The sequence below is a fragment of the Streptomyces sp. NPDC055254 genome, from assembly GCF_053606025.1.
The window spans coordinates 361,040-378,206 of record NZ_JBSGQV010000002.1 but is presented as its reverse complement, the minus strand read 5'-3'; the positions used below and the strand labels follow the sequence as shown (position 1 = coordinate 378,206).

The window sequence follows — 17,167 nt, the reverse complement described above, 5'->3', positions numbered from 1 at the left end:
GGTGCGGCCCGGACCGGTGCGGCCCGCCGGGCTACTGCTGCGGCTGCGGGGACTGCGGCTGCTCCGGGGCGGCCTGCTTGTTGGCGGTGTCGATTGACGCCACGGCTTCCTTCGCCGCCGCGACCGCGTCCTGGAGCAGCTTCGCGTGGTCCGGCGCGCCTGCGCCCTCGTAGGCCGCGCCGTTGTAGTCGAGCGTGATCACGGCGTTCTGGGTGCGCGCCACGATCGTCGTGTTGAAGAAGTCGACGTCCTTCTTCGCGGTGTGGACGACGGACGTGGCCTGGTCGCCGATCCCGCCCGCCGGCTCCGCCTTCACGTTCTGCGCGCCCTCGGTCGCCTTCGCGGTCTCGACCTGCTTGTTGTACTGCTCCTCGGCGCGCTTGTTCGCGTCACCGAGCGAGGCGTGCGAGTCGTAGCGGAAGAGGGAGATCGAGAGCCAGCGGTACTGCGAGCCCTTGAGGCCGTCCTCGTCCAGACCGTTCCAGGAGCAGCTGGCGCGGCTGGCCAGGTCGTTCGACTTGGTCGCGGTGCCGTTCTTGTCCTTCGCCTCGGGGACGAGCGTGTCGACCGTGGCGGTGGCGACGGCCTTGCACGGGTCCGGCAGCGTGGCGAAGGCCGCCTTCGCCAGGGTCGCGGAGGGCTTCGCGTTCGGCTTGGCGGAGGAGGAGGAATCGGACTTCTTGCCGCCGTTCGAGCCCGAGCCGGAGCCCGAGCCCTTGCCCGAATCGGACGAGCACCCGGCGACGGTGAGGATCACCGGGACGGCTGCGCAGGCGAGAACACGGGTGAGGCGCGAGGCTGATCGGTGCATGGTTCCTTCAGTGCGTTGGGGGTCGTCTTCGGACGCGGGACCCGGACAAAGGTAGCCCGATCGTGTGTGCGGCTGCTGTGCGCGCCGTCACGCCGGACCGGTCCGCGCCCCGTTCATGCGTTGAAGCGCTCGACCAGGGCCTGCGCCAACTGCCGTGCCCTGTCCTGGGTTTCGGGCGACGGCGGGACCACACCGGGCAGCGCGGGCTGCACGCTGTACTCGACGGTGACGATGACATTCGAGGTACGGAACACAATCCGCACGGTGCGCGCCTGCGCGGCGGTGGCGCCGGCCGAGCCCAGCTTGTCGTCCAGGAAGGCCTCGTTCCCCAGGCCCTCCAATACGCGCGAGCCGAGCACGGGCGGGGCCGAAGGGCTTGCGCCGGGGCTCCCGCTGGGGCTCGTGCCGGGCGTGGCCGATCCGGCAGGGGCCGATCCGGCGGGGGCCGATCCGGCGGGGGCCGGGGTGCCGGCGTCGGTGCCCGGGCCCGGCGGGTTCGGCGGCGCCGCCGCGGTGGCGGAGGCGGTCGGGACCGGGCCGGGGAAGGGCAGGTGGGCGTCGGTGAGCTGGCGCACGTACACCTGGTGCGCCTTGTCGTCGTCGCTCGCGACGGCCCGGTCGTAGGAGACCACGCGCTCGAAGCCGACCGACAGCAGCCGGGTCTCCTCGGCGTTCTGCGCGGTCCAGCGGCAGCCGACGCGCCGGTCGCCGTCGTACGAGGCGTCCGCGGCGCCGGCGTACAGCTGCTCGCGCTCCGCGTCGGTCAGGGCGTCCGCGATCGGCAGCATGGCCCGGAGGCGCTTGCCGTCAACGGCCTTGCAGGGCGCGGGCAGGCTGCGGTACTTACCCGGCTGGGCGGGCACGGCGGGGTTGCCGCCCGCCTTCGCGTCGGTGGTGCTCCCCTTGCCCGAGCCGCTGGTGCACCCGGTCAGGCCGGTCGCGCCGGCCGCGAGTGCGGCAAGCATCGCGATGCCGGGCAGGACTCGCCGTACCGCCTTGCGCTGCACGTCCCATGACTCCCTTCGACCGGCGGAACCCCCGACGGTCAGGAAAATACGTTGCCGCGCCTCGGGCGCGGGTGGACACAATGTCTACCGCACACGCTGGTGCCGGCGCCGGTCTCCTGTCGTATTTGGGACCTAGAGCGAGGCTTTTTGCGTATTCAGACTTTTCTGGGTTTTTCGGGGGATTGAAGTCCTATGTCATATGTAGAGGTTCCGGGAGCGAAAGTTCCCATCCGGATGTGGACGGACCCGGCGTCGGTCGAGGACGGCGCGATGCAGCAGCTCCGCAACGTGGCCACCCTCCCATGGATCAAGGGCCTCGCGGTCATGCCGGACGTCCACTACGGCAAGGGCGCCACGGTCGGCTCGGTCATCGCGATGAAGGACGCGGTCTGCCCGGCGGCGGTCGGTGTCGACATCGGCTGCGGCATGTCGGCCGTGAAGACCTCCCTGACGGCCAACGACCTGCCCGGTGACCTCTCGAAGCTGCGGTCGCGGATCGAGCAGGCGATTCCGGTGGGCATGGGGCTGCACAAGGAGGCCGTGGACCCGGCACGCCTGTACGGCTTCTCGGCGCAGGGGTACGGCGACCTCTGGGAGCGGTTCGACTACATCACCGACGCGGTCAAGTTCCGTCGGGAGCGGGCCACGAAGCAGATCGGAACGCTCGGCGGAGGAAACCACTTCATCGAGTTCTGTCTCGACGAGGCCGGCTCCGTCTGGCTGATGCTCCACTCCGGTTCCCGGAACATCGGCAACGAGCTGGCCGAGTACCACATCGGGGTGGCGCGCGGACTGGCCCACAACCAGGGTCTGGTCGACCGGGACCTGGCGGTGTTCCTCGCGGCCACTCCCGAGATGGATGCGTACCGCAACGACCTCTTCTGGGCGCAGGAGTACGCGCAGTACAACCGCGCGGCGATGATGAGCCTCTACAAGGAGGTCGTCCGCAAGGAGTTCCGCAAGGCCAAGGTCTCCTTCGAGCAGGAGATCAGCTGCCACCACAACTACGTGGCGGAGGAGCGGTACGACGGGATGGACCTGCTGGTCACGCGCAAGGGAGCGATCCGTGCCGGCAGCGGTGAGTACGGGATCATCCCGGGTTCCATGGGCACGGGCTCGTACATCGTGCAGGGCCTCGGCAATGCGAAGTCCTTCAACTCCGCCTCGCACGGTGCGGGCCGCAAGATGAGCCGGACGGCGGCGAAGAAGCGCTTCTCCGCGCGGGACCTGGCGGAGCAGACCAAGGGCGTGGAGTGCCGCAAGGACTCGGGCGTCGTGGACGAGATCCCCGGCGCGTACAAGTCGATCGAGCAGGTCATCGACCAGCAGACCGACCTGGTGCGGGTCGTCGCCAAGATCAAGCAGATCATCTGCGTGAAGGGCTGAGGCACCCCGGCGCCGGTACGCCCAGGGCGCCGGTACGCCCCGTACGCCTGTCTCGCGCGTGCCCGTACGCACGCGTGCCGTGCCCGGCGGCTGCGGGCACGGCACGGCGGTGCGGCGGATTTTCGTTCCGGTGGGTCAGGAACGCATCGCGCTCTTCGCGAGGCCCTTGTCTGCGGGCGGCGCGCTGACGCCGGGGGCCCGGGGGGCCCGGTTCAGGAGGAGGCCGGTTCCCGGCGGCTGGGGGTTGACCGGGGTCCAGACGAGGGGGTCGGGGCACTCCAGCAGGTCGGGCTCACCGCGGTCCACCGGGCAGGTGACCTCCCATACCTCCCCGCCGGTGGTGACCACTTGTACGTTGACCCTGTTGCGGGTCTCGGTGAGCGTGATCCCGCAGGGGTCGTCCGGGTAGTCCTCGGCTCCGGAGGTGAGGTCGTACCAGGTGTAGGCCGGCTCGTCCGGGTTGTCCGCGTTGAAGTCGTACACGCCCGCCCAGGCGGTGCCGTCGGGGGTCAGTACGCCGGTGTACCTGACCTCGGCCTCGTCCCACGAGGTGGAGATGTCCACGCAGGAGCCGCCGGGTCCGGGGGGGCCCGTGGGCCCGGTCGGGCCCGTCGGGCCGGTGGCCCCGGTGGCGCCCTTGCACTTGTCCTTTGCGAGGCGGTCTTCGTCGAACCCCCGGACGTCGGCGGCGCCGTTCGGGCCCTTGCTGGTCTTGCACGTGTCACCGCCCGACCTGTCCGACGCAGCCGCTCCGGCCACCTCCGGCCTTCCGGGGATCGCGACCGCGGGAGTGGCGTAGCCGAGCATCACGACGGCCAGGGACGCCAGCGCGCCACCGGCCAGCCATCTTCCCTGCCGGGGAAGGGGGCCCAGGCTAAGTGGGGTCCTTTTCTCGGAACTCATCTGACTGCTCCTCATGGAACCGGTGGGGTGGGTCGACCCTGAGGCGGTCGTGCCTCTCCCGGCATCATTCGAGAGCGGGACCGTCATATACCGGGAGCCACGCGGACAGATCATCACATCGGCTCAGCGTGACTGACCCAATGGCGGCGGCGCGGCCGCGGGTACGACGCCGGATCCGGGGCTGATCAGGCGAACACAGGATGATCGGTCCGTGGCAAACCCCGGTCGGCCGCGGGGCGGGGCTATGACTGTTCCGTGACGACTCTCACCCGTCCCGCTCCGTCCGTGGAGACCCGGCCGGACCGGTCGAGGCGACGACGGCGCCTGGAGGAAACACCCGGCCTGTGGATGGGGCCGGCGCTCACCACGCTGGCCTTCGTGCTGTCCGGCATCGGCGCCCCGCAACTGGGCACCGACGAACTGGTCACCTGGGAGGTGGGCACGCGCAGCACCGGCCGCATCCTGTCCCTGCTGCACCACGTCGACGCCGTGCACGGGACGTACTACCTCCTGATGCACGGGTGGATGTCCGTGTGGGGTGACGGGCACACCGCCCTGCGCCTGCCCTCGGCACTGGCCATGAGCGCGACCGCGGCCGTCGTGGCCCTGATCGGGCGCCGGATCTTCACCCCGCGCGCCGGACTGTGCGCCGGCCTGCTCTTCGCCCTCGTCCCCATGGTGAGCCGGTTCGGCCACGAGGCCCGCGGCTACGCCCTGGTGGTGCTGGCCGCGACCCTCGCGACCCTGCTGCTGCTCCGGGCGCTGGACGCGCCCCGGGCCCGCCGTCGTTGGGCCGCGTACGGGCTGTGCGTGGCGGTCGTGGGGCTGCTGCACCTCATCGCGCTCACCGTGCTGACCGGGCACCTGGCGGCGGTGCTCCTGCGGGCCCGCCGCGAGCGGCGCGTGCCCTGGGGGTTCTGCCTCGCGGCCGCGGCCGGCGTCGCCTGCGCCGTTCCGGTGATCCTGCTGGGCCGGTCGCAGGCGTCCCGCCAGCTCTTCTGGCTGGCCGAGCCGGACGGGTGGGGCCTCGCCGGGATCTGGCCCCAGCTGTTCGCGTCGGCCCTGTGCGCCGGAGCGGTGATCATGCTCGCCGCCCTGGCGTGGAAGAGCCGCCCCGACGCCCTCCTGCTGTGCGCCACGACGGCCCTGGCGCCCCCGCTCGTCCTGTGGGCGGCCTCCCACGGGGACGTCTCCTACTTCCGCTTCCAGTACCTCCTGTTCACCGTGCCGGCCTGGGCGCTGGCGGCGGGCGCCGGACTCGCCGGGGCGACGCGGTCCCGGCTGACGGCAGGGGTGGCCCTGGCCGTGCTCGCCGTACTCGTCCTGCCCGACCAGCGCCGGATGCGGGGGGAGTACGAGCACGACGTCCCGCACGGCGCGGACTACGCGGGAGCGGCGCGGACCATCCAGAAGTACGTCCGCCCCGGCGACGGCGCGGTCTACGTCCGGGGCGCGCCCTGGATGCTCGACCAGGGAGTCCGCTACTACCTCGGGCGGGGCCCCGCGCCGAGGGAGGTGTTCCTCGCCGCCACGGCCGCCGAGAACGACGAGCTGTACCCGGTCCATTGCGCCCGGCCGGCCGCTTGCCTCAAGGACGAGCGCCGGATCTGGGTGGTGGTACCGGGCAGCCCCTCCGACGCTCTGGACGCGGTCCCGGCCGACCAGTCACGGGTGCTGCGGGCGCGCTACACCACCTACGGGACGGAACGGCTCGACGGCCTGACCGTGGCGCTCCTGGAGCGCACACCGTAGAACCCTCATCGTTTCGCGACTGCACATCACAGAGGTGGAGGGAAGCTGTGGCACCAACGGTCTGCCTGAACATGATCGTCAAGGACGAGGCGGCGGTGGTCCGGCGCTGTCTCGAATCCGTGCGTCCGCTGATCGACACGTGGGTCGTCGTCGACACCGGTTCGACGGACGGCACCCAGGACGTGATCCGTGAGGTGCTCGGCGATCTGCCGGGCACCCTCTACGAACGGCCGTTCAAGGGCTTCGACGTGAGCCGTAGTGAGGCCGTCGAACTCGCGCGCGAGCGAGCGGACTACCTGCTGTTCATCGACGCCGACGACCTGATGGAGGTGGAGCCGGGCTTCCGCATGCCGCCGCTGACGCACGACGCGTACCGGGTCGCCCTGCACGACGGGCCGATCATCCACTACCGGCCGGCGCTGGTCTCGACCCGGCTGCCCTGGCGCTACGTCGGTGTCCTGCACGAGTACATCGAGTGCGGAGGGCCGTACGAGCTCGGGACGCTCCAGGGCGCCCACATCCTCTCGGTGGGCGGCGGCGCCCGGCTCAAGGACGGCCAGCGCGCCAAGTACCTGCGCGACGCCGAGGTCCTGGAGGCGGGACTGGCCAAGGAGCCCGAAAACTCCCGCTACGTCTTCTACCTGGCCCAGACCTGGCGCGACGCCGGAGAGCCGGAGAAGTCGCTCGCCGCGTACGACCGGCGGGCGGGCATGGGCGGCTTCGCCGAGGAGGTCTTCTGCGCCCGCCTCTACGCGGCGCGCCTGGCCGTGGCGCTCGGGCGGCCGCCGAGGGAGGTGATGGACCGCTACCTGCGTGCGCACGAGAGCCGCCCCGGGCGGGCCGAGGCCCTCGGCGACCTCGCGCGCCTGTGCCGGGTGGGCGGCGAGCGCTGGCCGCTGGCGTACCTGTTCGCGCGGCAGGCGGCGCGGATCCCGTACCCGGCGGACGTGCTGTTCGTCGAGTTCGACTGGTACGACTGGCGCGCGCTCGACGAGCTCGCCGTGGCGGCCTTCTGGGTCGGGGAGTACGAGGAGTCCGCGGACTGCGCGCGACGGCTCCTCGCGGGCGGCAAACTCCCGGCCGACCAGCGGGAACGCGTCACGCGGAACCTTGAGTTCGCCCGGGAAAGGATCGCCTCGCGCGATCTCGTGGACGCTTGACCGGTCGGGCGCACGGGTCGACCCGAGGGGTTGACGGCGAGCGGGGGCACCACGCGCCGCGGTGCGTCACAGCTCGCGGTGGACCTTGGTGTTCGAGGCCTGGGCGCGGGGGCGGACCACCAGCAGGTCGATGTTGACGTGGCTGGGGCGCGTCACCGCCCAGGTGATCGTGTCGGCCACGTCGTCGGCGGAGAGCGGCTGCGCCACGCCCGCGTAGACCTTGGCGGCCTTGTCGGTGTCGCCGCGGAAGCGGGTCGTGGCGAACTCCTCCGTCTTGACCATGCCGGGGGCGATCTCGATGACGCGTACGGGCTGGCCGACGATCTCCAGCCGGAGCGTCTCGGCGAGGACGCGCGCGCCGTTCTTCGCGGCGACGTAGCCGGCGCCGCCCTCGTACGTGGAGTGGCCGGCGGTGGAGGACAGGACGACCACCGTGCCGTCGCCGGACGCGGTGAGCGCCGGGAGCAGGGCCTGGGTCACGTGGAGCGTGCCGATGACGTTGACCTCGTACATCGTGCGCCAGTCGGCGGGGTCGCCGGTGGCGACCGGCTCCGCCCCGATGGCACCGCCCGCGTTGTTGACGAGCACGTCGCAGCGGTCGAGCGAGGCCGCGAAGGCGTCGACGGCGGCGCGGTCGGTGACGTCGAGGGCGTGGGCCGCCGCGGAGTGTCCGGCCGCGCCGATCTCGGCGGCCAGGGCCTCGATGCGGTCCTTGCGGCGGGCGGTGAGGACGACGTGGTAGCCGGCCGCGGCGAGCTGCCGGGCGGTGGCCGCGCCGATGCCGCTGCTCGCGCCGGTGACTACGGCGGTTCGGGTGGCGGCCGTGCTCATGCGGGCTCCTCGGTCGTGGGGTCGTTCGGTCATTCGTACGGGCGGTTCCCCGCCAGCATAGGCACCGTTCAGCGCCCGCGCGGGGCGTACATGATCAGGGCCATGCCGGCGAGGCACACGAGGGCGCCGACGACGTCCCAGCGGTCGGGCCGGTAGCCGTCGGCCACCGCGCCCCAGACGAGGGAGCCCGCGACGAAGACCCCGCCGTAGGCGGCGAGGACACGGGCGAAGTCGCCTTGCGGCTGGAGGGTCGCGACGAAGCCGTAGAGCCCGAGGGCGATGACGCCGGCGCCGATCCAGGCCCAGCCCTTGTGCTCCCGGACGCCTTGCCAGACGAGCCAGGCGCCGCCGATCTCCAGAAGGGCGGCGAGGGCGAACAGGGCGGCGGAGCGGGCGATGAGCATGGCTCAAAGGTAGGCGGCACGCGGGCGGGGCGGGGGAGCGCAGATGGGGGGAGGCGCGCCCTCGTTCGTGTGATGGTCCGACCGGGCGGGGGCGGTGCTGGTTAGCGTTCGCGCGAGGAGGTGGTGTCGGTGCGCCGTGGTGCCGTACGCAGTGTGGTGGTGGCCGGGTTGCTGGCGCTCGGGGCGGCGGCCGGGGCGGGCGGGGCGGCTTCGGCCGGTCCGGTCCCGGCCGGTCAAGGGGCTCCGGGGGCTCTGGGTCTTCCGGGTGCTCCGGGTGCTCCGTTGGTGCCGACCGCGGCCGGGGGGGCCGGGCCGGAGGCGGACGTGGCGTACCGGGGGCGGGTGTCCCTGCGGGAGGGCCGGCTGCGGGTGTGGCTGGTCCCGCAGAACGACGGCCCGGCCGCGCTGCCCAACGCGGCGGTGCGGATCCGGCTGACGGCCGACCTCGCCGACCATCAGGAGCTCGCACCGGGCTGCGTGCGCGCCGGGGCGCGCGAGGTCATGTGCGAGACGGGACCGCTGCCGCTGCACGGGCGGGGCCGGCACATCGGGATGGTGCTGCAACTGCGGGAGCCGGTACCGGAGGTGGTCCTGCGGGTGGACACGTGGTGGAACGGCGGCGCGACGGACCGGAACCTGGCGAACAACGAGCACGCGGTGCTGGCCCTGGACACGGGCGACTCGTACGCCTTCTGAGCCCGCTGCGGCGCCGGGTCCCGCGGGGCGCTCACACCCCGGGGGCCGGTGCGCGTCGTAGGGTCCCGTCAGGCCGCCGGGCCGAGGCGTCCCTCCAGGAGGGTTCGTACGATCCGGGGCCGGTCCCCCCGGGCCGGGTTCTCGTCGGCGAGGGCCACGACGGCCAGGTGGTCCTGGTCCCGCACCTTGACGGCCGCGCCGTTCGAGGCGCACCGGCGGGTGGCCGGGGTCGTCGCGGCGGTCACGGCTTCGGGTCCGTGTCCGGGTGGGTGGGGGCGGGCAGCAGCCAGGGAGCCAGTGCCGTCGCGAGTTCGGTGTCGGTGGCGCGCGCGGCGCTCCAGGCGACGTACCCGTCGGGTCGGACGAGGACGCAGGCGGTACGTCCTTCCGCGCGCCAGTGCCGGTGGGTGAGCGGGGTACCGGGCGGGGTGGCCGCGCCCGGCGGGGTGACCAGGACGAAGCCGCCCTCGCGCAGGGCCTCGTAGAGCCGCTCCCCGTCGGCCAGGGCGAGGTCGGGGGCGCGCCGGCCCGCGGGGCGGCGGGTGCCGGGCGGCGGCGGATAGGCGAGCGCGATGCCGCTGACCAGGCCGAGGGCGCGGTCCTGGACGGGGCCGAGGCGGGGGAGCAGCGCGCCGCCGAGCCGGCGGGCGGTGCGGGGGGCCGGGCCGGTGGCCATGGCGGAGCGGACGATGGCGCCGCTGACGCGCAGGACCAGGCGGCCGACCGGGTGGCGTTCGCGGTGGTAGCTGTCGAGGAGGTCCTCGGGGTCCGGTGCCCGGCCGTGGAGGACGGCCGCGAGCTTCCAGGAGAGGTTGGCGGCGTCCTGGAGGCCGGTGTTCATACCGAGGCCGCCCGCGGGGGAGTGCACGTGGGCGGCGTCGCCGGCGAGGAAGACGCGGCCCAGGCGGTAGTGGGGGACCTGGCGTTCGTCGCTCTGGAGGCGGGAGATCCAGCGGTGGCCGTGCATGCCGTGGTCGGTGCCGAGGGCGGTGCGGGCGATGGCGCGCAGCTCGTCGAGGCCGACGGGGTCTCCGGGGGCGGGGGCGGGGTTCCCGGCGGTCTCGCGGCGCCAGCCGATGGCGCGGTACCAACCGTCCCCGAAGGGCACGAGGAAGGCGAAGGAGTCGTCCGTGCCGTTGACGGTGAGGAGCTCGGCGGGCGGATCGGTCAGCCGCACGTCCGCCAGGATCATGGAGCGGACGACGGCCTGACCGGGGAAGGGCAGTCCGAGGGCGTCGCGGACGGTGGAGCGGACCCCGTCGGCGCCGACGACGTGGCGGGCGTGGAGGGCGGTGAGGGCGCCCCCGGCCGTACGGACGGCGAGGGTGACGGGGGCGGAGTCGGCGGCCCGGTCGGCGGCGCGGTCGGTGGCCCGGTCGGTGGCGCCGTCCGGGGTCCGCCGTGCCGGGTCCTGCTGTTCCGGGTCCTGTTGCAGTCCGACGAACTGACAGTCGTACCGGATGTCCACACCTGTGGACAGCGCGCGACGCTCCAGGAGTTTCTCTGTCTCATATTGAGGGGTGATGAGGACGAACGGGTAGCGCGTGTTGAGGCGTTGAAGGGAGAGGGCCATGCCGCCGAAGGGGCTGATGCGATCGATCTGCCGACCGCGGGCGACGAGCTCGTCGGCGAGGCCGCGGGCGTCGAGCAGTTCGAGGGTGCGGGCGTGTACGGCGAAGGCGCGGGTGAGGTTGGCGGCCGTGCGGGGGCGGCGTTCGAGGACGGTGACGGAGAGTCCGGCGGCGGCCAGGTCCCCGGCCAGGAGCAGACCGGTGGGCCCGGCGCCCACGACGACGACGTCGAGCGGTTCCTCTGCAACGGTGGTCATGCCCCGGCAGTCTGCCAGCCGGTCCCCGCCGCGGCCGTGAGCCGGGCGGTACGGATTCCCCGGCGGTGCGGGACACTCCGGCGCGGTCCGGTGCGTGCCGGGCGGTGCCGGGTGGCTGAGGCGCGGGCGGGGCCCGACGGTGCGGCGGTGCCGGGTGCTCAGGCGGTGCCCTGTGTTCAGGCGGTGCCGGGTGCTCCGGCGGTGCCGAATTCTACGAGGGCCTCGTCGACGATCCGTTCCAGGCGGGCGTGGTGGGCGCCGCGCCAGTAGACGCGCTCGCAGTCGGTGCACTGCGCGAACACGTCGTAGGAGCGGTGGGTGCCGTGTTCCAGACGATCGCCCACGCTGTCCTTGTCGGCCTCGTGGAGGGGACCGTTGCATGCGGTGCAGCGGGTCCAGGGCGTGAGCACGGGCGCGAAGCGGCCGAGGACGTCGCGCAGTTGCTCGTCCGGGTTGTCGCTGTAGACGTACGCGCCGGCGAAGATCTCGCGGCGGCGCAGCAGTCCGCGGTCACGGGAGAGCAGGACGCGCTGTTCGGCGGCGGAGCGGGTGGCGAGGGCGGGGTCGCCGATGTCCTCGTTCTCGTAGGCGGCGTCGACGCCGAGCAGGCGCAGGCGGCGGGCGAGGGTGCCCAGGTGGACGTCGAGGAGGAAGCGGAGCGGTGCGCCGGGGATGTGCTGGGGGCGGTCGACCCCGAACACCTCGACCGATTGGCCGTCCTGGGGCACGTACGAGACGGGCACCTCCTGCCCGTCGACGAGCAGCCGGCCGACCTCGGTGAGCGGAACACCGGCCGACTCGACGACGTGCCCGAGGCTGGACGCGCCGTCGGTCGCGGTCGGCACGCGCTCGGCGCGCCGGCTGGGCGACGCGAACAGGCGCAGTTCGGGGGCGAGGGTGAGCTGAATACCGGGTCCGTTCACCCTGCCAGCATGCCACTGCCACCCCCGTTCCCGCGGCCGTATTTATCCCGCCCCGCCGTGGGCGACGGCTGTGCCGGGTCCCACGGTTGGGGCTGCCCGGAGTGGTCAGGGGAGTGGTCGGGGGAGGGGGTGGTGCCAGTCGTGGCTGGGGTGGGGGACTCCCGGGGGGTATTCGAGATCTACTCGGCCCAGGCAGGTGAAGCCCGCGCGGCGGCAGACCGCGTTGGAGGCCGCGTGGTCCGTGCGCGGGAAGGCGTGGACGGCCCCGCGGGTGCCGTGTTCGCCGAGGTGCGCCAGCAGCTCCGTCAGCGCCGCCGCCGCCAGCCTTTGGCCCCGGAACTCCGGGAGGACCGCCCAGCCGCTCTCGTACACCGGCTCGCCCCGCCACTCCCGTTCCCAGAAGCCGATGGTCCCGACCGCGTCCCGGCTACCGCCCGGTGCCACCAGGTCCACGCGGAACATCCGCCCCGCCGCGGGCTCCCGCGCGCTCAGGGCCTCGTACCGCCGCTGCCGGTCGGCGAGTTTCTCCTCGCTCTCCGGCCCGCCCAGGAACCTCGTCATCTCGGCCGAGTTCTTGCGCCGCAACAGCCAGAAGTCCTCCGGCCCCCACGGCGTCAGCCGCACCGCACCCCGCGTCTTAGACATGCCCGGGACCCTATCCCCGGCGCCGGCACCGGACGATCAGCTCCGCTGGAAGAACTCCACCTCCGCGAGTGCGAGATGGCGGTCCGCGCCGGCTCCTGCGGCTCCGGCGGGTTCGGATAGGGTCAGCCGGACCGTCGTGGCGTCACTGATGCCGGTGGGGAACGTCTGGGGACCGGGCTTGTCGCTCAGCGTGAGCCTCTTGTGGACCTTCCGCCCGTCCCGTGCCGTCACCTCCATGTCGATCCGCAGGGCCCGTCCCTGCTTCACGTACTCCTCGGGCGCCGGCGAGGCACCGTTGGTGACGATCACGTCGACCAGGCGGAAGGGCTTGGCGAACGTGTACGTCACCGAGGCGCCGGCGCCGGGCGCGCCCCAGTAGCGGTTGCTGAGCCCGTCCGTGCCGTGGCCCACGGGGTGCCCGGGGACTTCGGCGCTGGCCTCGACGCGGGTCGGGGTCACCGCCTTGGCCTTGGAGAGCTTGTCCCGGGTGTCCTCCAGCAGGTGGCGGCCGGCGGGCAGCAGCAGGAAGCCGGCCGCGCACAGGGCCAGCACCACGGTCAGGATCACCAGGAAGCGCACCATGCGGCCGGAGCCGGCCCGTGTGCGCCGGCGGAACGGCCACACCGTGCGCCACCACGGCAGGGGTGCCGGTGCGGTGCCGGGCGTCAGAGGCGCCGCGCAGCGGCGGCAGAAGCGGCGCTCGGGCGGGTTGGCCGCGCCGCAGGCGGGACAGGGCACCCCGGGTGTGTCGTCGTCGCTCACCGCGGGGCGGCGTACGACGGGGCGTGCGGCGGCGGCCTTCGCGGGGCGGACGGGCTGCGGAGCAGCTACCGCTGGGGTGGTGGGCGGTACGGGGGCGGGCGGCCCCGCGCCGCGGGGCCCCGGGCCGGTGCGGGGGGCGCCGGTGGCGCCGGTTGCGCCGGTCCTGGCGGTGCTGCCGGTGCTGACGGTGGCGTTGCGGGCTTGCGGGGTGGCGGCCGTCCGGGCCGCCGCGGCGGGCCCCGGCGGGGCTGCGGCGGACTCCACGGGCGGGGGCGCGTCGGCCCGCGCCGCCGCCGCGGCCCGGGAGCCGGCACCCGTACCCGCGTCGACCGCAGCACCGGTACCGGTGCCGGTCCTGGCGCCCGTGCCGGTGCCGGAAGCCGTACTTGTGCCGGTGCCGGTGCCGGTGCCTGCGCCTGAACGGGTGGCTGCACCTGTGCCTGTGCCCGTACCCGTGCCCGCACCCGCGCCGGGTCCCGTGTCGGGGATCGGCGCGGGCGGAAGCGTGGCCGGGGCCGGGGCCGGGGCCGGAGCCGAGAGGGGGTCAGGGTCAGGGGTCGGGACCGCGGTCGGGTCAGGGGCTGGGACGGGGTCAGAGGTCGGGGCAGGGGTCGGGGTGGGGTCAGGGGTCGGGACGGGGTCAGGGTCAGGGGTCGGGGGGGAGTCCGACCAGCCCAGGTAGGAGCCGCAGTTGCCGCAGAAGTCGTCCGTCGGGCCGTTGGACGCCCCGCACACGGGACACGCTCGCATCGCCGTCATCTCCCTTCCTCCCCGGGCGGTCCCGGCAGGACCTCCACCCGGCACACCGTGTGGACGGGGCACAGGGTGCGGACGAGCGCGCGGACCCGGTCCTCGTCCACCGGGTACGCCTCGATGCCCGGGGACGCCCACACCCGTACCAGGACCTCGTCGGCCGGAGGCGGCGGCAGATCGGCGCCGGCCGTACGGGACCAGATGGCCCCGCCGTCCCCGCTGACCTGGGCGGACACGCCCAGCACCAGGCGCAGGGCGTCGACCAGGCCGCCCCGGGTGCCGCGCCGGTGGTGCAGTTCCACCGCGCGGGCCACCGCCTCGCGCCGCAGCTCGGTCGGCCACCTGGGGTCGTCGACGACGCCGACCCAGGACGCCAGCCAGGACAGGAAGTCGGCCGGGGCCAGGCGCGGGTCGAAGTAGGCGGGCAGGTTGTCGAGGGTGGCGAACACCGGGGCCAGGACCGTGTCCAGTCCCGCCGTGAACCGTTGCGCGAAGTCGTCGTCGGCGTACAGCGCGGGCAGTTGGTCGCCGATCGGGTGCCGACTGGGCAGGCCCGGGACCGCGGCCCGGCTCATCCGTGCACCTCCGGCCGCGGGGCCGTCACGACCACCTGGTGCTGGTACGAGAAGACGAGCGCGCCCGCGCCGATGTCGATCCGGTCGACCGGTGCGCCGCGCCGCCCGGTGATCGGGTCGGCGGCGAACAACCGGATCTCCTCCACCAGGACGTCCCCGACGGCGCGTTGCAGTACGCCGAACACCTCCCCGTACTGCACGGGCCGCCCGAACGGCCAGCCGGCGCCGTCGGGGCCGCCGTGCAGCGGGTCGAGGTGCCGGAACAGCGCGGCCAGCGCCGCGTCGCGCACCCGGTCGGCGTCCCCGGGGGGTGCCGACAGCCGGGCGACCACGGTGACGCCCTGGTAGACGGGCGGCTCCACGACGAGGCGCGTGCCGATCAGGCGTCGTTCGTCCAGGGCCGCGGTGATCGAGGCGAGCACCTGGTCGGAGGGGATCAGCTGCTCGAAGCGGAGCCGGTCGCCCTCGTCGGCCACCGCGTCCGGGACCACCAGGACCCGCACCGAGCCCGCGCCGCCCCCGCCGTCCCCACCAGCCCCGCCCCCGCCGGCCGTGGCCGGCAGGCAGCGGACCCGCCGTACCGAGGGCGCCGCCCGCCGGGCGATGATCTCGTAGTCCTCGGCGGTCACCGCGCGTTCCTGCATGCGCAGCGTCTGCGGCGCCCGCAGCTTGGCGTTGTCGATCGTCTCGCCGGCGACGCCGCCGCGCGCCGCCTCCCGGTTGGTGACCCGGGCGATGTACGGGACGGAGCTGCGCAGTACGGAGATCGCGCCCCGGGAGACGTTGCCGGCCGGGCCGCCCCCGGTGCGGTAGCGGGCCACCCGGACCTGGGCACCCTTGGGCGGTACGGCGCCGCAGGGGCGCAGGGTGCCGTCGGCCTCGCGCAGTACGGGCGCGAACGCGAACTCGCCGGTGGCGGCGTCCACGCGCACGTGCCGGTCGTCGGGTCCGGAGCGGCCGAAGTGGTCCACCACGTCCCAGCGCTGCCAGCCGTCGGGGGAGGACACCTCGACCACCGGGGGCTCCCCGTCGAGCAGTACGGGCGGGCGGCCGACCCGGAAGGTCTGTCCCGCCACTCCCTCGGACGCGCCGAGCGGTACGTCGCGCACCCGCTCGGCGTGCTCCACGGTCATCGTGCCGCCGACGGTGAAGACGGCGGCCTCGCGCACGGTCGGGGAGTCGGAGTAGAACGGCTGGCCGGGCTCGGCCTCGGTGACCCGGCAGCGCAGCCAGCCCGCGCGGGTCCCGCTGATCACCGACGCGGTGTGCCCGGCCGGTACGTGGACGATGACCTCGCCGGGCCGGTTGAGTCCGCCGGTGCTGTCGGAGCCGGTCTCGCAGAGCTGCCACCGGCCGCCGTCCCAGGCCTCCCACACCAGCGGGGGCTGGCGCGGGTCGACGCCGACGCCCTCGACGCGGCTGTCCAGGCGCACGGCGACCACGCAGCGCGGCACGGCCGTGGGCAGCCCGAACAGCAGCGCGTCACCGGGCTCGGGGGTCGCCTGGAAGCACGGCGTGTCGCGGCCCTCGGTGAGGGCACCGGTCCGGTCGGTCAGCTCACCGGTGCGGGGCGCGGTGACCAGCCGGGTCAACTCGCTCGGCAGGATCCGCAGTTCGTCGGTGGTGGCGAAGACCGCCGCTTCCTCGGTCTCGCCGGCCGCGGTGGTCACCTCGGTGCCCGCCGGCAGCGTCACCGTGTCGGGCTGCGGAGCCGACAGCCAGAAGTCGACGTCGGCGGTGGCGGCCGAGGGCGGGTACAGCCCGATGCCCAGCAGGTCGAGGAACGCCAGGTAGTTCTTGTCCGGGACCCGGTTCAGCCGGTACAGCAGCTGGTCCACGAGGTAGGCGAACGTCTCGATCAGCGTGACGCCCGGGTCGGAGACGTTGTGGTCGGTCCACTCCGGGGCGCGCTGCTGCACGTACCGCTTCGCCTCGTCGACGAGTTGCTGGAACCGTCGGTCGTCCAGGTTGGGGGAGGGCAGGGCCATCAGTCCGCGACCATTTCCTCGGCCCCCTCCTCGGAGGGGATCGTGTAGAAGGGGAAGACCAGGTTGCGCCGGTCGTTGGTGGTGCGCACCGTGTAGTGCACATCGATGTAGAGGGTGCCCGCGTCCACGGAGTCGAAGGCCACGACGACCTCGTCGACCGCGATCCGGGGCTCCCACCGCTCCAGCGCCTCGCGCACCTGTTGGGCGACCCGCCCGGCGGTGTCGCCGTCGCCGGGGGCGAAGACGTACTCGTGGATGCCGCAGCCGAATTCCGGCCGCATCGGCCGCTCGCCGGGCGCGGTGCCCAGCACGAGGCGGATGGCCTCCTCCAGCTCCCGTTCCCGCTCGACCATGGCGATCCCGCCGGTCGGTCCGACCCGCAGGGGGAACGCCCAGCCCCGTCCGATGAACCGGTCGCTCATCACACGCCCCCGATCAGCACGTTCGGGGCGCCGGTCAGGATCATCGCGCCGCAGGCGGTGCGGTCGCGCGCCCGCGCGGCGGGCAGCCCGCCGATGAGGACGGCACCCGCCGCGGGCCCGGCCGGTCCGGGCAGGATCACATTGGCCGGTCCCAGGGCCGCGTGCGGCGGGATCGGGCAGACGTGCAGGCTGCCCACGACGGCGGCGGGGAGGCCGCCGATCAGCACCGTCGCCACCACCTTGGCGGCCCCGGGCGGTGGCGTGGCGATCCGACCGCCGTGGTCGGTGGGGTCGCCGGTACGGGCTGAGGCTGGCATCGGG

Annotated in this window: 18 protein-coding genes; 4 read left to right on the top strand and 14 right to left on the bottom strand. The window is 73.9% G+C overall.

Annotation, left to right across the window (positions count from 1 at the left end):
• Positions 1–31 precede the first annotated feature (31 nt).
• Together ACWFQ8_RS04000 and ACWFQ8_RS03995 are read right to left on the bottom strand one after the other, a co-directional pair.
• Complete coding sequence (locus ACWFQ8_RS04000; protein WP_453784582.1) at positions 32–811, bottom strand: DUF3558 domain-containing protein; 780 nt, start codon at positions 809–811, stop codon at positions 32–34.
• A 113-nt stretch (positions 812–924) separates the two neighbouring features.
• On the bottom strand, positions 925–1,818 hold the full coding sequence (locus tag ACWFQ8_RS03995; protein WP_453784581.1) for a DUF3558 domain-containing protein: 894 nt from the start codon (positions 1,816–1,818) through the stop codon (positions 925–927).
• A 192-nt stretch (positions 1,819–2,010) separates the two neighbouring features.
• Here ACWFQ8_RS03995 and ACWFQ8_RS03990 point away from each other — a divergent pair, with 192 nt between their 5' ends.
• Entirely contained in the window at positions 2,011–3,204 is a 1,194-nt protein-coding gene (locus tag ACWFQ8_RS03990; protein ID WP_453784580.1) for an RtcB family protein, read from the top strand.
• Between the two features lie 135 nt (positions 3,205–3,339).
• Here the strand turns inward: ACWFQ8_RS03990 and ACWFQ8_RS03985 are convergent, their stop codons facing one another.
• On the bottom strand, positions 3,340–4,107 hold the full coding sequence (locus ACWFQ8_RS03985; protein ID WP_453784579.1) for a hypothetical protein: 768 nt from the start codon (positions 4,105–4,107) through the stop codon (positions 3,340–3,342).
• Positions 4,108–4,362: 255 nt separating this feature from the next.
• Here ACWFQ8_RS03985 and ACWFQ8_RS03980 point away from each other — a divergent pair, with 255 nt between their 5' ends.
• Positions 4,363–5,859 (top strand): glycosyltransferase family 39 protein, encoded by a 1,497-nt coding sequence (locus ACWFQ8_RS03980; RefSeq protein ID WP_453784578.1) that lies wholly within the window; start codon positions 4,363–4,365, stop codon positions 5,857–5,859.
• Positions 5,860–5,906: 47 nt separating this feature from the next.
• A complete protein-coding gene (locus ACWFQ8_RS03975) occupies positions 5,907–7,019 on the top strand; it encodes a tetratricopeptide repeat-containing glycosyltransferase (RefSeq protein ID WP_453784577.1) in 1,113 nt (370 codons plus the stop codon).
• Positions 7,020–7,085: 66 nt separating this feature from the next.
• Here the strand turns inward: ACWFQ8_RS03975 and ACWFQ8_RS03970 are convergent, their stop codons facing one another.
• Both ACWFQ8_RS03970 and ACWFQ8_RS03965 read right to left on the bottom strand, forming a co-directional pair.
• Complete coding sequence (locus tag ACWFQ8_RS03970; RefSeq protein WP_453784576.1) at positions 7,086–7,850, bottom strand: SDR family NAD(P)-dependent oxidoreductase; 765 nt, start codon at positions 7,848–7,850, stop codon at positions 7,086–7,088.
• 68 nt (positions 7,851–7,918) lie between these two features.
• Positions 7,919–8,254 carry a YnfA family protein gene (locus ACWFQ8_RS03965; protein WP_453784575.1) on the bottom strand — a complete coding sequence of 112 codons (336 nt, stop codon included), beginning with the start codon at positions 8,252–8,254 and terminating at the stop codon, positions 7,919–7,921.
• 324 nt (positions 8,255–8,578) lie between these two features.
• Between ACWFQ8_RS03965 and ACWFQ8_RS03960 the strand changes: the two genes are divergently transcribed.
• Positions 8,579–8,950, top strand: a complete 372-nt coding sequence (locus ACWFQ8_RS03960; protein ID WP_453784574.1) for a hypothetical protein — start codon at positions 8,579–8,581, stop codon at positions 8,948–8,950.
• Between the two features lie 68 nt (positions 8,951–9,018).
• On the opposite strand, the gene ACWFQ8_RS03955 is transcribed toward ACWFQ8_RS03960, so the two are convergent.
• The 9 genes from ACWFQ8_RS03955 to ACWFQ8_RS03915 form a co-directional block, all read right to left on the bottom strand.
• The gene (locus ACWFQ8_RS03955; RefSeq protein ID WP_453784573.1) at positions 9,019–9,195 is read right to left on the bottom strand and encodes a hypothetical protein; all 177 of its coding nucleotides are present in this window, start codon (positions 9,193–9,195) and stop codon (positions 9,019–9,021) included.
• Positions 9,192–10,778: an FAD-dependent oxidoreductase gene (locus ACWFQ8_RS03950; protein ID WP_453784572.1), complete on the bottom strand. Its 1,587-nt coding sequence runs from the start codon at positions 10,776–10,778 to the stop codon at positions 9,192–9,194. Before ACWFQ8_RS03950 ends, ACWFQ8_RS03955 begins: the two co-directional genes overlap by 4 nt.
• 176 nt (positions 10,779–10,954) lie before the next feature.
• Positions 10,955–11,701: a Mut7-C RNAse domain-containing protein gene (locus ACWFQ8_RS03945; protein WP_453784571.1), complete on the bottom strand. Its 747-nt coding sequence runs from the start codon at positions 11,699–11,701 to the stop codon at positions 10,955–10,957.
• A 105-nt stretch (positions 11,702–11,806) separates the two neighbouring features.
• Positions 11,807–12,346, bottom strand: a complete 540-nt coding sequence (locus ACWFQ8_RS03940; protein ID WP_453784570.1) for a GNAT family N-acetyltransferase — start codon at positions 12,344–12,346, stop codon at positions 11,807–11,809.
• Between the two features lie 36 nt (positions 12,347–12,382).
• On the bottom strand, positions 12,383–13,372 hold the full coding sequence (locus ACWFQ8_RS03935; protein WP_453784569.1) for a zinc ribbon domain-containing protein: 990 nt from the start codon (positions 13,370–13,372) through the stop codon (positions 12,383–12,385).
• A gap of 491 nt (positions 13,373–13,863) precedes the next feature.
• Positions 13,864–14,436, bottom strand: a complete 573-nt coding sequence (locus ACWFQ8_RS03930) for a phage tail protein (RefSeq protein ID WP_453784568.1) — start codon at positions 14,434–14,436, stop codon at positions 13,864–13,866.
• Positions 14,433–16,424, bottom strand: a complete 1,992-nt coding sequence (locus ACWFQ8_RS03925; RefSeq protein ID WP_453784567.1) for a putative baseplate assembly protein — start codon at positions 16,422–16,424, stop codon at positions 14,433–14,435. Before ACWFQ8_RS03925 ends, ACWFQ8_RS03930 begins: the two co-directional genes overlap by 4 nt.
• On the bottom strand, positions 16,424–16,846 hold the full coding sequence (locus ACWFQ8_RS03920; RefSeq protein ID WP_453784566.1) for a GPW/gp25 family protein: 423 nt from the start codon (positions 16,844–16,846) through the stop codon (positions 16,424–16,426). The genes ACWFQ8_RS03925 and ACWFQ8_RS03920 overlap by 1 nt, the downstream gene beginning before the upstream one ends.
• A complete protein-coding gene (locus ACWFQ8_RS03915; protein WP_453784565.1) occupies positions 16,846–17,163 on the bottom strand; it encodes a PAAR domain-containing protein in 318 nt (105 codons plus the stop codon). The genes ACWFQ8_RS03920 and ACWFQ8_RS03915 overlap by 1 nt, the downstream gene beginning before the upstream one ends.
• Positions 17,164–17,167: the final 4 nt, after the last annotated feature.